The 13474-nt window shown below is 60.3% G+C and carries 15 protein-coding genes; 7 read left to right on the top strand and 8 right to left on the bottom strand.

Annotated features, from left to right (window positions below; all coding sequences use genetic code 11):
* The 3 genes from JWR14_RS27685 to JWR14_RS27695 form a co-directional block, all read left to right on the top strand.
* Nucleotides 1-744, top strand: a 744-nt coding sequence (locus tag JWR14_RS27685) for a DUF2957 domain-containing protein (protein ID WP_299715155.1), incomplete at its 5' end; no start/stop codon positions are given.
* A 126-nt stretch (nt 745-870) separates the two neighbouring features.
* A complete protein-coding gene (locus tag JWR14_RS27690; RefSeq protein WP_299715196.1) occupies nt 871-2088 on the top strand; it encodes a DUF2957 domain-containing protein in 1218 nt (405 codons plus the stop codon).
* A 102-nt stretch (nt 2089-2190) separates the two neighbouring features.
* On the top strand, nt 2191-3027 hold the full coding sequence (locus JWR14_RS27695; RefSeq protein ID WP_299715160.1) for an OmpW family outer membrane protein: 837 nt from the start codon (nt 2191-2193) through the stop codon (nt 3025-3027).
* Between the two features lie 172 nt (nt 3028-3199).
* Here JWR14_RS27695 and JWR14_RS27700 read toward each other — a convergent pair whose 3' ends face one another.
* From JWR14_RS27700 to JWR14_RS27710, 3 genes are all read right to left on the bottom strand, one after another.
* On the bottom strand, nt 3200-3565 hold the full coding sequence (locus JWR14_RS27700; RefSeq protein WP_299715168.1) for a response regulator: 366 nt from the start codon (nt 3563-3565) through the stop codon (nt 3200-3202).
* 10 nt (nt 3566-3575) lie between these two features.
* Nucleotides 3576-4004: a hypothetical protein gene (locus tag JWR14_RS27705; RefSeq protein WP_299715201.1), complete on the bottom strand. Its 429-nt coding sequence runs from the start codon at nt 4002-4004 to the stop codon at nt 3576-3578.
* A gap of 384 nt (nt 4005-4388) precedes the next feature.
* A complete protein-coding gene (locus JWR14_RS27710; RefSeq protein ID WP_299715204.1) occupies nt 4389-5303 on the bottom strand; it encodes an NAD(P)-dependent oxidoreductase in 915 nt (304 codons plus the stop codon).
* A 170-nt stretch (nt 5304-5473) separates the two neighbouring features.
* On the opposite strand from JWR14_RS27710, the gene JWR14_RS27715 reads away from it, so the two are divergent.
* Nucleotides 5474-6253 carry a Mut7-C RNAse domain-containing protein gene (locus JWR14_RS27715; protein WP_299715171.1) on the top strand — a complete coding sequence of 260 codons (780 nt, stop codon included), beginning with the start codon at nt 5474-5476 and terminating at the stop codon, nt 6251-6253.
* A 119-nt stretch (nt 6254-6372) separates the two neighbouring features.
* Nucleotides 6373-6642 carry a hypothetical protein gene (locus JWR14_RS27720; RefSeq protein WP_299715207.1) on the top strand — a complete coding sequence of 90 codons (270 nt, stop codon included), beginning with the start codon at nt 6373-6375 and terminating at the stop codon, nt 6640-6642.
* A gap of 269 nt (nt 6643-6911) precedes the next feature.
* On the opposite strand, the gene JWR14_RS27725 is transcribed toward JWR14_RS27720, so the two are convergent.
* The 5 genes from JWR14_RS27725 to JWR14_RS27745 all read right to left on the bottom strand — a co-directional run bounded on the left by JWR14_RS27725 (nt 6912) and on the right by JWR14_RS27745 (nt 11528).
* On the bottom strand, nt 6912-7223 hold the full coding sequence (locus JWR14_RS27725; RefSeq protein ID WP_299715175.1) for a cupin domain-containing protein: 312 nt from the start codon (nt 7221-7223) through the stop codon (nt 6912-6914).
* A gap of 34 nt (nt 7224-7257) precedes the next feature.
* The gene (locus JWR14_RS27730) at nt 7258-8577 is read right to left on the bottom strand and encodes an MFS transporter (RefSeq protein ID WP_299715178.1); all 1320 of its coding nucleotides are present in this window, start codon (nt 8575-8577) and stop codon (nt 7258-7260) included.
* Between the two features lie 214 nt (nt 8578-8791).
* Entirely contained in the window at nt 8792-9103 is a 312-nt protein-coding gene (locus tag JWR14_RS27735) for a high-potential iron-sulfur protein (RefSeq protein ID WP_299715181.1), read from the bottom strand.
* A gap of 146 nt (nt 9104-9249) precedes the next feature.
* Nucleotides 9250-10350, bottom strand: coding sequence for an NAD(P)/FAD-dependent oxidoreductase (locus tag JWR14_RS27740; protein WP_299715184.1), 1101 nt, complete (start codon nt 10348-10350; stop codon nt 9250-9252).
* A 200-nt stretch (nt 10351-10550) separates the two neighbouring features.
* Nucleotides 10551-11528: an AAA family ATPase gene (locus tag JWR14_RS27745; protein ID WP_299715187.1), complete on the bottom strand. Its 978-nt coding sequence runs from the start codon at nt 11526-11528 to the stop codon at nt 10551-10553.
* A 417-nt stretch (nt 11529-11945) separates the two neighbouring features.
* Here JWR14_RS27745 and JWR14_RS27750 point away from each other — a divergent pair, with 417 nt between their 5' ends.
* Complete coding sequence (locus JWR14_RS27750) at nt 11946-12449, top strand: hypothetical protein (protein WP_299715190.1); 504 nt, start codon at nt 11946-11948, stop codon at nt 12447-12449.
* Nucleotides 12450-12501: 52 nt separating this feature from the next.
* Nucleotides 12502-13308, top strand: a complete 807-nt coding sequence (locus JWR14_RS27755; protein ID WP_299715193.1) for an endonuclease/exonuclease/phosphatase family protein — start codon at nt 12502-12504, stop codon at nt 13306-13308.
* Nucleotides 13309-13474: the final 166 nt, after the last annotated feature.

Here is a 13474-nt window from a genome sequence, read left to right on the forward strand (position 1 = left end):
CTGCTTTACCACTCGGTTCCGTCGAATAATTACTCGACCACGACCACACAAGCGCAAGAATCCTTCGATGCCACCGGCAACTGCACGGTGCCCGTGCCGGCATCGAATACGTCTTGCCAGACAACCGGTGGCGCGTGGACCGCGAACGCCGGCGGCGCGTACTTCACCAGCGCCGTCGCCCCGCAAGTGCAGGGCAAACGTGCGACGCCCGTGTTGCCGCTCGTCGGCGCGCTCACCTTCCCGGCGGTGGCGAACGCGAACATGGTGATCGGCAAGATCAACGGTGCGATCGTGCCGATCGTCGTGCGTACGGGCCAGGTCTTCGTCCCCTCGCCTCTCACGCCGCTGAACACATCGGCTGCACAAGTCGACGATGAATCCGGCATCGCCATGCTCGCTCCGAACACGGCGCTCAAGTCGGGCGCGTTCGATGGCGGTTATGTCGGCGCGGATTCGAACTTCAAGTACACGGCGACGCTGCTGCAAGGTCCGGTCGGCTCGTTCATCAATCCATCGACACAGGCTACCGAGACCGGTTTCGGCATGAGTTACGCGCAGCAGTTGCCCGGCTTGATCGGCGTGCAGGACCAGAACGGCGGCCAGGGTGCGCTGATCTCGGCGGGCGGGCTGTACGGAGTCTTCATTGCCGGCAGTACGGTGAACGGCGGCCTGACTTCCACGTCCGCTAACGCAGATACGCCGGCGAGTCCGTACTTCGGCATCGGTGCGTTGCTCAGCAAATAAGCACTGCTGAGTAGATAAGCACACAAGACCAGGGTAGCCGGCACGCGCCGGCGACCAACGAAAGACGAACGAACAAATGTGGATGGAGACAGCAGTATGAAATGGAGAACTTTTGCGTTGGGTGCGATGGGTGCGGCAATCGCCAGCGTCACGCCGTTTCTCGGCGGCTGCGGCGGCGGCAGCGATGCGCCTCAGGCGCCGGTCGTCCGGCTGTGCCCGGCATCGCTTGACTATACGACCACCTTCACCGGTGGTGGCGGCAGCGGCGAACTCATCAAGCTGCAACTCGACACGACGAAACTCACGTGGCAAGTGACCTACGTGGAATCACCGATACCCGCCGTCACCGGCACGGTCTCCCCCACCCGCGCCGGCACGTCGCAAAACGGCACGCTGGCGATGGAAACCGGACTGCCCACGCAAAAACTCAATCAGTGCGCGTACCAGTTGAACGGCGCGACGCTCGATCCGACCCGCCCCGCGCGCATCTTCGTGGGCGAAGGCGTGGCGGGTGGAACTATTCCGGGCAAGGAACTGCAGTTCGGCGGCATTCTCGGCCAGGGTGTGGTGCCTGACCGCACCTTCCCGTATTACCCGTTCATCGGTTTCTCGACGCTTGAGACGAATCTCGCCACCGTCGCCGGGACGTACAACCAACTCGGCTATCACGAGATTCCGTCGCAAAACTACGCGCGCATTTCCGTCGATTCGAAGATCACGATCAATGCCGACGGCACCTGGCAAGAGTGCGACAACACCGGTGTGAACGCCGGCAAGTGCAGCCAGGCAGGGTCGAACTTCGCGCAATCGCCGGATGGCAGCGGCGCGTTCGTCACCAACAACTTCCTTGGGCAAGGCAAGCCGACACTCGCCGCCGGTCCTCTTGGCAAGGGCTACATGATCGTGGGCAAGCTGCGCGGCCAGAATGTGCCGATCCTCGTGCGTACCGGCACAGCGAACGCCACGATCACCACGGGCATTCCGCCGTTCGCCGACGACGAATCCGGCATCTCGATGATGTCGCCGCAAACCAGCGTGGCGTCGGGATCGGTGAATGGGGAATACGTTGGCGTGGATAACGCCTTCGATTACCGGACGACCGCGCTCGCCGGCGCGCAAGCCACCTTGATCGATCCGTTCCAGCCGTCGCAGGTCGCGTTGTCGCGGGCGCTGAATCTGGGTTACACGGAAGCCGTTCCGGGGCTGGTGACATCGACGGTCGTGGGTGCATCGACTGGCACGACACCGACCGGCAAGTTCATCTTCTCCGGCGGTGTGTTTGGTTACCTCGACCAGAGCGACCCGACGACACCGTATTTCACCATCGGCTCATTTGTGCAGTAACCGTCCTGCAGCCCATCAAGAACGGCTGCATGCGAACAACGCGCGCTTTTCTGCGAAGACGCGCTGCGTTCGCATGACGGCCTGTAACCGAAGAGAGACGAAATGAAAAAGCTTTTGGCTGCGGGAAAACCGTTGGCGGTTGCAATAGCTGCGTGTGCGTCGCTGTCGGCCCATGCGCAAAGTGCCGGCGACAACGTCGTTGGACTCGGCTGGTTCCACGTCATGCCGCAGGATTCGAGCAATGAGCTGACCACGCATGTGGCGCCCACGCCGATCAATACGCCGCTGCGCTTGCCGTCGCAATTCACGTCGGCGGGAACGAGTTTGTCGACGAAGAGCGCCGATACGTTCGGCCTGGTCTTCACGCACTTTTTCACCGATCACATTGCGACCACGTTCGTGGGCGGTGTACCGCCTGAGTTCGAACTCGATGGTCACGGCACGATTCAACCGCCCGGGCCGGCGGGCGCGCTTGGCAATCAGAATCTCGATCAGACCAATCCGATCGTGAAAAGCGTGCGGCAGTGGAGCCCGGCGTTGATTTTCCAGTACTACTTCAATTCGCCAACTTCCGCGTTCCGGCCGTTTGCGGGCCTTGGCGTGTCATATAACTTCTTCACGAACATCAAGCTCACCAATGGTTTCGTGAACTCAACGCAGAATAATCTTGGCGCGGTGCTCGCGGCGGGTGCGGGCAAACCGGGACAGACATCGGTTACGGCGAAGGCTTCGTCGTCGTGGCAGCCGGTGTTCAATCTTGGCGCGACTTATAACTTCGACAAGCACTGGGGTTTGATTGCTTCGCTAACCTACATTCCGTTGAAGACGACGTCGTCGCTGATTATCAAGGCGGCCGATGGGACCGAGCTGGCTACGACGAAGTCAAAACTCAATGCGAATCCGCTGATTACGTTCCTGGCGGTGTCGTACCGGTTTTGAAGCGTGTGGGGCTAAAAAAGAATAAAAAAAAGCCCGCCTAAGATGGGCGGGCTGAATCCATATCAGTGGAGACATGGAGGAGACAACCCCACTGTACCAAAACTATTGGTGCAGCGCAACATCCCCTCGTCGATCCACCTCAATTTGTTGCGAATGTACAACGTGTCCCAAGTTAAGGCTGCGTCATCGACAGAATAAAGCCCAATTGATCGATGGAAACCGGCTTCACCAGATGGATATCGAAACCGGCCTCCTGCGTCATGGCGTGATGCTGCGGCTGTCCCCAGCCAGTCAACGCAACCAGCAACATTGCCGGACCCACGGGCAACGACCGCAAAGCCCGCGCGGCGGAAAGGCCATCCATCGGCGACATGCCCAGATCCAGGATCACTACATCCGGTGCGAACTGCCGCGCCACATCAAGTGCCTGAGCACCGCATGAAGCCTGCGCCACTTGATGCCCCAACCCCGTCAGCAGATTGGCCAGACAACTCAGGGCGTCGTCGTCATCATCCGCTATGAGAACACGCTTGGTCACGACTGCCCCCTCATTTGCCCGACACCGCGAGCGTCAACTTTCCAGCACCGGCAGTCGTTGCAGTGATCTGCGTGCGCTGCCCCCGCGCCCCAATATAAAAATGCTGCCGCCCCGGCGCGTTCTGATCGTGTGTGGCGTCCGGCAAGCACGCGGCTATGTCCGCCGCCACACCCTGCAAAGCGTCGGCCGCCGATCCGGCGTTCGCGCCCTTCGTCCACGTGCAGGTATAAGTACCGGCTTTCACCGCGCACTGCGCGTCGCTGCCATAAGGCACCGCGACAGCTTTGCCATCGTCGGGTCGCAAGGAAGTGAAACCGTCGGGTGCAGCCGCCACGATGCGCTTGAGTGCATCGCAGGGATTGGGGGTGTCGTCGGCGAGAGCGATCGCGGGCGTACTCAGGCAAGCACATGCAAGGCCCGCCGATGCCGCCACGTACATGAGACCCCGAAGAGTGCTTTTCATAGTGGGCGCTGTCCTGTCTCCGCTTCGTCTTTTTATAAGCTGGCCGGGAAACGGGGAAGTGGGGAAATGGACGCAGAAGCCAGCGTCCAAGTCGTTTCCAAAGTCGTTTCCAAACCCGCTTCCAAGCCGGTTTCGTCGCCGATGAGGCCTTTTGAAAAGCCTGCACCGTCGGCGTGTGTCCGTATGTGCGCCACCGAATGCTGTCTGATTCGAAACAATCTCGAACCTGAGGCGAACGGCGCGACAAGTATAGGGAACGTTCCCGTCCATTGCCGCTATTTATCGTCGATACAACGCCAGCTCATCCGGGCTTTACATTTGCCAGTCATTCACCAGCGAGCAAAAAGCAAACCGGATTGATCACACCTTCTTCCCCGCGCGCCGTGCTGCCACCTTTCCCAGCACGGCCAAGTCCTTGTCACCATCGCCTTGGGCGAGAACGTCGATCAGGTTGTCGCGCACCAGGCTTGCCACGGGCAGCGCCACGTTCACGGCATCGCCGGCAGCCAGCGCGAGCCGCACGTCCTTCAGGCCAAGCCGCGCCTTGAACAACGCGGGTTCATAGCGGTTATCGGCAATCATCCGGCCATATCCCTGATACACCGGCCCCGGAAACAGCGTGTTTGTGATCACGTCGAGGAATGCGTGGGGATCGATGCCATGTCCCGTCATCAGCGACGCAGCCTCAGCAGTTGTTTCGATCGCCGATGCCAGCATGAAGTTCGCTGCCAGCTTGAACACGTTTGCGTGCTGCGGTGCAGTACCGACACGCCATGTTTTCTGGCCGATGACATCGAAGATGGGCTGCACGCGGGCAATGGCATCATCGGCGCCGGCCGCCACGATATTCAGCTTGCCCGCCGCCGCCACGTCCGGCCGCCCGAGGACAGGTGCTGCGACGTACGCTATGCCGTGCCGTTCGTGCAGGCTCGCCAACTCTTCGCAGAACGCCACCGAAATTGTGGCCATGTTCACGTGCACCAAGCCCTTCGGCGCACGCTCGAGCAAGCCGCTGTCGAGCAGCACGGCGCGCAATGCGGAGTCGTCGGCGAGCATGGAGAACACCGCGTCGCCCGCGAACGCTTCATCCGCCGATGCAACCACGCGCGCGCCTTGTTCGGCGAGCGCTTTCGCGGCGTCGGGCGAACGGTTCCAGACGCGCACCGTGTGGCCCGCTTTCAATGCATTCAGCGCCATCGCGCCGCCCATGCTGCCAAGTCCAATGAATCCAATGTCCATGTCTTTCTCCTTTGTCGACCAGAGTTCCCGCTTCAGCGGGTTACTCCGGTCCCATGCTGTTGCGGTCGACCAGAGTTCCCGCTTCAGCGGGTTACTCTGGTCCCATGCAACTTTCGTTGCGATTAACGAATGCGAAAAGCTCCGCGACGCGCACACTTCGACGCGACTCACAGCAGACGCGTCGAAGCGATGCGATACTCAAATCCATGACGACTGCCACGTTCCGTTTCCATCGGGAGTTGAATGAGTTCCTGGCGCGGCCGCAGCGCGAACAGGCGTTTGCGTGCGTGTGTCCGGTGGCGTCGACGACCAAGCATATGATCGAAGCACTCGGCGTGCCGCACACGGAGGTAGCGCTGATTCTACGCAACGGCCTGCCCGACGGCTTCGATACCCTCGTGTCAGACGCCGATTTTATCGATATTTACCCGCCGCGCATGATGCCGCGCGCGCTTGAAATAATGCATCCCTTGCGTGCCCCATTGCGGCTGGAGACGCTGCGTTTTATCGCCGATGCGCATCTTGGCGGCCTGGCTCAACTGCTGCGGTTAGCCGGTTTCGATACCCGCTACGACAATCATTTCCCCGACGATGAAATTGAACAGCTTGCGCTCACTGAACATCGCGTGGTGCTCACACGCGATCGCGAATTACTGAAGCGCCGCTCGCTCGTCCACGGCTGCTACGTGCGCACGCTGCAGCCTGATGCGCAATGGCGCGAAGTCGCCGCGCGGCTCGGGCTTGCGCAGCATGTCCGCCCGTTCCGGCTGTGCCTGATGTGCAACGCGCCGCTGCGTCGCGCAAGCGCGGACGAGGTGAGTGACCGCGTGCCGGAAGGTGTGCTTGAACGGCACGCGCGGTTTGTCACATGCGATGTGTGCAGACGGGTCTTTTGGGAAGGGTCGCACTGGAAGCGGATGCGGGCGCGAATCGAAGAATTGATGGACGGCGCGCCCGGGAATCCACCGGTTCCTGCGTCCGGATAACGACTCCGTATGAGCTCACAGTAGTGGCGCAGTAATGGCTCGAGCGCGGAGGTGCGTACAATACGCGCCTCGGCACTGTGCCTTTATAGCTTTTGGAGCTTCGCGTGAAAAAATTCGATATGGAAAAAAACAAGGCGCTCAAGCTGGCCAACGGCCTGAAGCAAAACAGCGCGTCGAGCTTTGGCCCGCAAGCCGGGCAGCCGAAACTGGACAAGCGTGAACAGCGCCGTCTGGATCAGGAAAAAGGCCTCGTGCCCTTCGCCTGTAAGCTTGACAGCGATCTCGTGAGGCAATTGCAGGAACATGCCGCCAAGCATGAAGGCGGAATGTCGGAAGCGCTGGCGGAATTGTTGGTCAAGGCTGGACTGGAACGCAAGGCGGCGGTTTAAGCGCCTCCGGTGAGTCTGCCTGAATGAATGCGGTGGGGTTCAAGGCGGCATTTTCGATAACCCGGATTGTCGTGAAGCGCGCGGCGTGGGTATATGGTCTGCTGAATAGAGAAGCCGTTCCGGCGTGTCGCGGGGCGGCTTTTTTACGCGCGTCTTTGGATGAGAAGCCGAGATCGCGCTCGCCAGCTTGAAAATCAGTGCAAGTCCTGCGAGCGTGATGCCCATGCGTGCTCCCTAGCCGGAAAGCCTCGGCAGGCCACGACTTTATTTCAAACGCTCCCTTCTTTCTCGATCACCAGGATTCGCGCAATACCCACCGGCTCTGCAATATGTTCATCGCCGGGTTGGGCGTGAAAGATATCGCCGGCGTCGAGCAGCACCTCTTCCTCTACGCCCTCTCGCCGCACGCGCATTCGCATTTGGCCTTGCATGACCGCGAAGACTTCCTCGCCATCGTTCACGTGCCATTTATACGGCGCGTCAGTCCAGTGCAGGCGGCATGAGACGCCGTTCATCGTAGTGATATCGAGTGCGCCCCATGCGCGCTCGGCGGTAAATTCGCGACTTTTAACAACTTTCATGGGTCATCCGGAAAGAGATCAAGGCATCAGGACATCAGGACAAGGCCCGCGCTTCGTCAACATCGGCGTGACGTGCGGACGGAATGAAGGCAACCGCGATGATCGAGAGCGCGATACCCGCCATCACGTAGAACGTGGGAGCAAGCGGCGAACCGGTGACCTCGATAAGCCATGTCACGACGAACTGACCAAAGCCGCCGAACAGCATGACCGCGATGTTGTACGCAATCGATAACCCCGTCGAGCGGATATGCGCCGGAAACAACTCGGCTAGCAGCGCGCCAAACGGCCCGTAATACCCCGCGAGCGTCACTGACAGAACACCCTGCACGATAATCAACCGCGCCACGCCAGGTTCAGCGGAAAGCCACGCGAACAACGGATAAATGATCACAAACGTGATGATCAGCGACCACATTGACAAACCCTTCCGGCCGATCTTGTCCGACCATGCGCCCGCTATGGGCGAGAGCACCGTCAGCAGCAAATTACCCACGATCAACGCGGTGAACGACTCGCCGAACGGCAGTTTCAGTTGCTTGACTGCGAACGTCGGCAGATAACCAATCAGCACATAAACCGTCACTGTCAGCGCAATCACCGCGCCGAGTCCGCACATCACTTCGCGGCTATGTTCACGGAAGACTTCACCAAGCGTCGCGCGTCGCGCCATCTTTTGCGCGTGGATGAACGCCTCGGTTTCGAGCATGTTGCGCCGCAGATAGAAACCCACCGGCCCGATGATCAGCCCGAACAGAAACGGCACACGCCAGCCCCACGACATCAGCGCTTCAGGCGACAGGTTGCGCGTGATGATCGATCCAACAACAGCGCCCAGCAGCAGCGACGCCGCCTGGCTCGCCATCTGGAAGCTGCCGTAGAACCCACGCCGTGAGAACGGCGCCGCTTCGATCAGCAATGCCGTCGCGCTGCCGAACTCGCCGCCGGCCGAGAAGCCTTGCAGCAAGCGCGCGAACACTATGATCAGCGGCGCGCCGAGTCCGATCGCCGCGTACGGAGGTGCGACCGCGAGCAGGAAAATGCCGAGCGTCATCAATGCAATCACGAGCGACAGCGCCGCTTTACGTCCGGCGCGATCGGCGTATAGACCGAGCACAATGCCGCCGACAGGCCGCATCACGAACGCGACGCCAAAAGTCGCGGTGGTGAGGAGGATCGAGGAATAGTCGCTGGTGGTCGGGAAGAACAGCTTCGAGATCACGACCGTCATGAAGCTGAAGACTACGAAGTCATACCATTCAAGCGCGTTGCCAATCACTGCCGCCACGATCGCGCGGGTGTTCGGTGTTTTGCTGAAAGCACGTGAGCCACTGGAGTTACCTGATCTCACCATTGCCATGTCGCCTTCGCCCAAGGGGCGTTTCGGTTGCGCTGGGTTTGTCGCGTACGTCAAAGCTGCGGCGTTTTGACGCGCTGGACCGGATGCCTTGGCGAGTGTAAAGAGCGCCGTGATCGTTTTCAAGCGGCGACACAAAAACGCGCCCGGCCTGTGTGGCGGGGCGCGCTTCGATGACCATCGGCTACGTTACGTGTCTGTTCTGTGCCGCTCAGGCTTTCTTGTTATAGGCGTTGCACCAGCCTTTCGATGCAACCTGCTTGCCTGCGAACATCGGGCAGGTTGCAAACGGGTCCGTGGCCTTGCCTTGATAGAACGAACAATTGCCGCAATCCTGGCCGGCGGCGTAGCGCGGGAATTTGGCTTTATCGACGGTTGCGGCGTCGAGCTTGTAGCCGAGGCTTTGCGCCATCGGATCCGATTCAGCCAGTTTGACAGGGTCAGCGAACGCGGTACGCGATACCGCGAGTGCCGATGCCACGCCGATGCTTGAAATCAAAAACGTGCGTCGTGAGGACTTCATGAGATGTACTCCGTTGTATTGGGGGTGTGCGCCGTTCTTGTCGACGACGATCTCCAAAGCATATCAACGTAAAGCACAACAAACTCAGCCAAATCTTATAGATAACCGATGGCGGAAGGTCGCAGCGGGTTTGCCCTCATGTCACCTCAGCCCAGCATTTTCGCGACCTTTTCCGCAATCGCCAGCGACGCCGTCAACCCGGGCGATTCAATGCCAAACAAGTTCACCAGCCCCGCCTTGCCATGCGCCGCCCGCCCCTGAATCATGAAGTCGGCGGCCGGCTGACCCGGGCCGGAAAGTTTCGGCCGAATTCCGGCGTAAGCGGGTTGCAGTGCATCGTCGGGAAGATTCGGCCAATACGCCCGAATGGCTGCGTAAAAGCTGGCTGCGCGCTGCGGATCAACGGTGTAATCGATCTTCTGGATCCATTCGACGTCAGGACCGAACTTGGCCTGCCCACCCATATCGATGGTGAGATGCACGCCGAGCCCGGCTTCATTCGGCATCGGGTAAATAAGGCGGTCGAACGGTGTCCGGCCGCTCACGGTGAAGTAGTTGCCCTTCGCGAAATACAGCGGCGGCACATGGCGCGCGTCGAGTCCGCGGATAGTGCGCGCGATCTGGTTCGCCGACAGCCCCGCGCTGTTGACCACACAGCCGGCCTGGAAGGCCATAGGCGCCTCGCCTCCCGTTTCCACGATAAACGCACCGTCGCGGGCATCGATATCCGTCACCGGCGTATGAAACGCCACCGTCGCGCCGTCGCGTTCCGCGTCGCCTTGCAACGCGAGCATGAATTGATGGCTATCGATAATGCCCGTTTGCGGCGATAACACCGCCTCCACGCACTGAAGCTGCGGCTCCATTTCCATGGCTTCGGCGCTGCTGACGCGCACCAGGTCCGTGACGCCGTTTTCAACCGCCTTGTTCCGGATCGCCGTCAGTTGCGGCAACTGGTTGCGCGCTGTGGCAACGAGTAGTTTGCCGCAGCGGTCGTACGGGACCCCGTGGGCGTCGCAATACTCGTAGAGCATCGCCCGGCCACGCACGCACAAGTCCGCCTTCAGCGAGCCGCGCGGGTAATACAGCCCCGCATGGATAACCTCGCTATTGCGCGAACTCGTGCCGGTGCCAACCGCTTCGCCCGCCTCGAGCACGATCACCTCGCGGCCACGCGCGGCCATCGCTCGCGCGACGGCGAGTCCGACCACGCCGGCGCCAATCACTACACATTCGATTCTGTCCATCTCACTATTCTAGGCCAGCCAGCAGAACCGTTCCGCGCGCTTTATTGCGCTTTTTGTGCAATTGGAAATATTCACTTCAATAACGCATCATTTTTCGAAATAATCCGGGCCAAATCAGGAAATATGGCCCTTTTGCCCGAAAAAAGTCAGTTTCAGGCCATATTTCGAAGGGTTTTTGCAGAATTCTCCAAAACGCCCGGTCAGAACCCGATCGATTTTCTTCGCCCGCCATTGCCTAATTCGATGTCCCGAGCCTGCACTTCATGCCGGTTATCGATGCGCGCATTGCCAAACGCGTTGAGCATGGCGCGCCGCATCGCTCGCGGGGAAGCTTGCGTCAACGCGTCGAGCGGCGCGTCGCCGAGTGTTTCCGGGAAGCGCGCGCCCCACGCGTGTGCGCTGCGGATCTCGTGATAAATCGACTGCGCGATACGGCGCGCGCCATCGCGATCCGGCGGCGCGATCTCATAGACGTTCATCCGGTTCAGCAACGGCTCGGGAATCGTGTTTGCCTGATTCGCCGTCGCAATCCAGACCACATTGCCCGCGTTGATCGGAATTTCAGCGAATTCATCGATAAAACTTTGTGCCGTATCGTGTTCCAGCAACGCGTACAACGCGCCGAGCGGGTCGTATTGGGCGTCGCCGGTGGCTTTGTCGATTTCATCGACGGTCATCACCGGATTGGCGTAGCTGCCGTTCACGAGCGCATCGAACACTTTGCCCGGCTTCGCGTTGCGCCATTGCGACGACGCGCCCGACAAGATCCAGCCTGCCGTCAGCGAACTCATGGCGAGGTAATGGCAGGACGTGCCGAGCAAACGCGCGAGCTGTTTCGCGAAATGCGTCTTGCCGATGCCCGGATCGCCGAGCAGCAGCATGGGCATCAATTCGAGGCGGTCCTCGGTTTCAAGGCACAGAGCGATCTGCTTGCGAATATCGTTGAGCGGCTCCTGGAAATTGGGCAGATCCGCCACCAGATCATCTATGGACGGCATCCGGTTCGGCTTGACGCAAAAGCGCAGATTGCCCGCTTTGAGCATCTTTTCGTACGTCGCGCGCAGCGCCTCGCTGCCCCCTTCGCTCAGGTCATTCAACGCAGTTTCGACCTCGTCCAGGTCGTAGACCTTGCTGAATGACGCCACGGCGAGTTCTTGTTTGACTACGGCGGTGGTCATCGCTTATCCCCGGTGTTGTTGATCGGCAAATTCAGTTTATCGGCCATAAAGATGCACGCAAGCGAGCAGTCCCGGGCGTCTGCTGCTAATCGCATAAAAATACGATGGCTTCGGCAGGAGAGCCAAAGCGCTTGTATGATCGTCAGGCTGCGCTTGCGGAAAAACGGCTGCGTATCGGCTGCAAGCGGGTGCGGAAAGTGCGGTAGAAAGTGCTTACCAGTGCGTTGTCGGACTGGGCGGAATGCAAGAGATTGCTGCCGTTTTTGCGTTCGCGCGGGTAGCCGCGGGTAGCTTTTAGAAACATTTCCGTGCTGAACGCCCGCAGCGGATCAATGTCAGAAATCAGTCTCAGAGCAAGCTACCCGGATCGAACGGGCCATGGCCCAGACGCAATAAGGGATCAGGAGAAAAGCATCTATGTTGAAACACCACACGGCAGCGTTGCTGTTCTGCGCCGCGATCGCCGCGCCTTTCAGCGCCCTTGCGCAAAGTACGCCACCGCAGCCGGTCAAATGGGAACTGCAGGTTTTGCAGGACGGTCAGCAGATCGACAGCTTCACCGGCACGACCAGCGTCGGCCAGGCCCGCACCGATACCCATCATCACGTGGTAAAAAACAACGTAGGTTGCGCGGACAAACCCGCCGGCGACATCGACCTGCAGCGCACGCTCACCCTTTCCCCCCTCCACGCCAACAGCGACGACATCACGCTGCAGATCGACGCGCAGGAAACTTTGCAAAGCAATGACGCGCCGGTGACGGTGGCGGGTTGCAAGCTGCCGCCCCAACCGCGTCAGGTCAGTGCCACGCATCCCGGGCTGGTCCTGAAGCCGGGTGAATGGTCGACATGGCAGATCGTCGATAAAAACCCATCGATCACCTACAAGGTTCGTGCGACGCTGGCAACGGCTGCGCAGTAGCGCGCCGCCGCGTTGCCGAGTCACACACCGCGCCGTTCAACACACTTATCGAATGCGAAATCCAGAACATTTCACCTCCGGCATTCCCTCCACTCACGAGATCCCCGATTTCGTGGCGGTGAGCTGGAACCTGCACAAAGGCCGCTCACCGCTCGGGCTCCAGGCGTGGAGCGCGATGCAGCGCTGGGTTCAGTCGACCAAAGCCGACGCTTATTTTCTGCAGGAAGCGATGGCGCGCCGAATGCCGCAACCGGTGCTGGCAACCAGCTTTGGCAATCCGCTCGATGCGCCCATCGACGATATCTGGCATTGCCAGGCGACGGAAATCGCGACATCGCTGGATTTGCAGATCGCGCTCGGGCAGAACGTGTTCAAACCATCGTGGCGACACGGCAACGCGATTCTTTCGCCGCATCCGCTCGACTTGGGCGGACGTTGGGATATCTCGGCGCATCGGTTTGAGCGGCGGGGTTTGCTGGTCGCGCGCGCCACATTCGCCGGACGTTCCGTCACGCTGTTGTGCGCGCATCTCGCGCTGACGCGGGCGGCGCGGCTGCGGCAGATGAACTGGATCGCTTTGTGGATTTCGAAGGAAGCGCCAGAAGGGCCGCTGGTGCTGGCCGGGGATTTCAACGACTGGCGCAATGATTCCGTGGGCGTCTTCGGCGAACTCGGCATGAGCGAAGTGGCGACCATGCTCGGCGAGTCGGGGCGGACTTATCCGGCGTTTTCACCGGCGCTCGCACTCGACAAGATGTTCGTGCGCGGGATGAAACCCGTCGAATGGATCACGCCGACGCAAGACACCGCGTGGCTGTCCGATCACCTGCCGGATATGGCGACGCTGCGGGTGGAGTGAAGCGGCTTGTGTGAGGCGGTTATCGCTCGCCGTTCGCGAAAAATTCCGCGATCACCGCTTCTATCGCGGTGAAAGAAACGGGCTTCACCAGATGATGGTCGTAGCCGGCGTCGTGGGCTTGCTGGCGGTCTCTGTCTGCGCCGTAGCCCGTCAACGCAAACAGCAA

The sequence above is a fragment of the Caballeronia sp. genome (assembly GCF_028292365.1).
Classification (GTDB): domain Bacteria; phylum Pseudomonadota; class Gammaproteobacteria; order Burkholderiales; family Burkholderiaceae; genus Caballeronia.

What these genes read in the sequence shown, in the direction of transcription:
- JWR14_RS27690 (WP_299715196.1), top strand. Translation starts at nt 871, where the DNA reads ATGGGTGCGGCAATCGCCAGCGTCACGCCGTTTCTCGGCGGCTGCGGC.
- JWR14_RS27695 (WP_299715160.1), top strand. Translation starts at nt 2,191, where the DNA reads ATGAAAAAGCTTTTGGCTGCGGGAAAACCGTTGGCGGTTGCAATAGCT.
- JWR14_RS27705 (WP_299715201.1), bottom strand. Translation starts at nt 4,004, where the DNA reads ATGTACGTGGCGGCATCGGCGGGCCTTGCATGTGCTTGCCTGAGTACG.
- JWR14_RS27715 (WP_299715171.1), top strand. Translation starts at nt 5,474, where the DNA reads ATGACGACTGCCACGTTCCGTTTCCATCGGGAGTTGAATGAGTTCCTG.
- JWR14_RS27720 (WP_299715207.1), top strand. Translation starts at nt 6,373, where the DNA reads ATGGAAAAAAACAAGGCGCTCAAGCTGGCCAACGGCCTGAAGCAAAAC.
- JWR14_RS27725 (WP_299715175.1), bottom strand. Translation starts at nt 7,223, where the DNA reads ATGAAAGTTGTTAAAAGTCGCGAATTTACCGCCGAGCGCGCATGGGGC.
- JWR14_RS27730 (WP_299715178.1), bottom strand. Translation starts at nt 8,577, where the DNA reads ATGGTGAGATCAGGTAACTCCAGTGGCTCACGTGCTTTCAGCAAAACA.
- JWR14_RS27735 (WP_299715181.1), bottom strand. Translation starts at nt 9,103, where the DNA reads ATGAAGTCCTCACGACGCACGTTTTTGATTTCAAGCATCGGCGTGGCA.
- JWR14_RS27740 (WP_299715184.1), bottom strand. Translation starts at nt 10,350, where the DNA reads ATGGACAGAATCGAATGTGTAGTGATTGGCGCCGGCGTGGTCGGACTC.
- JWR14_RS27745 (WP_299715187.1), bottom strand. Translation starts at nt 11,528, where the DNA reads ATGACCACCGCCGTAGTCAAACAAGAACTCGCCGTGGCGTCATTCAGC.
- JWR14_RS27750 (WP_299715190.1), top strand. Translation starts at nt 11,946, where the DNA reads ATGTTGAAACACCACACGGCAGCGTTGCTGTTCTGCGCCGCGATCGCC.
- JWR14_RS27755 (WP_299715193.1), top strand. Translation starts at nt 12,502, where the DNA reads ATGCGAAATCCAGAACATTTCACCTCCGGCATTCCCTCCACTCACGAG.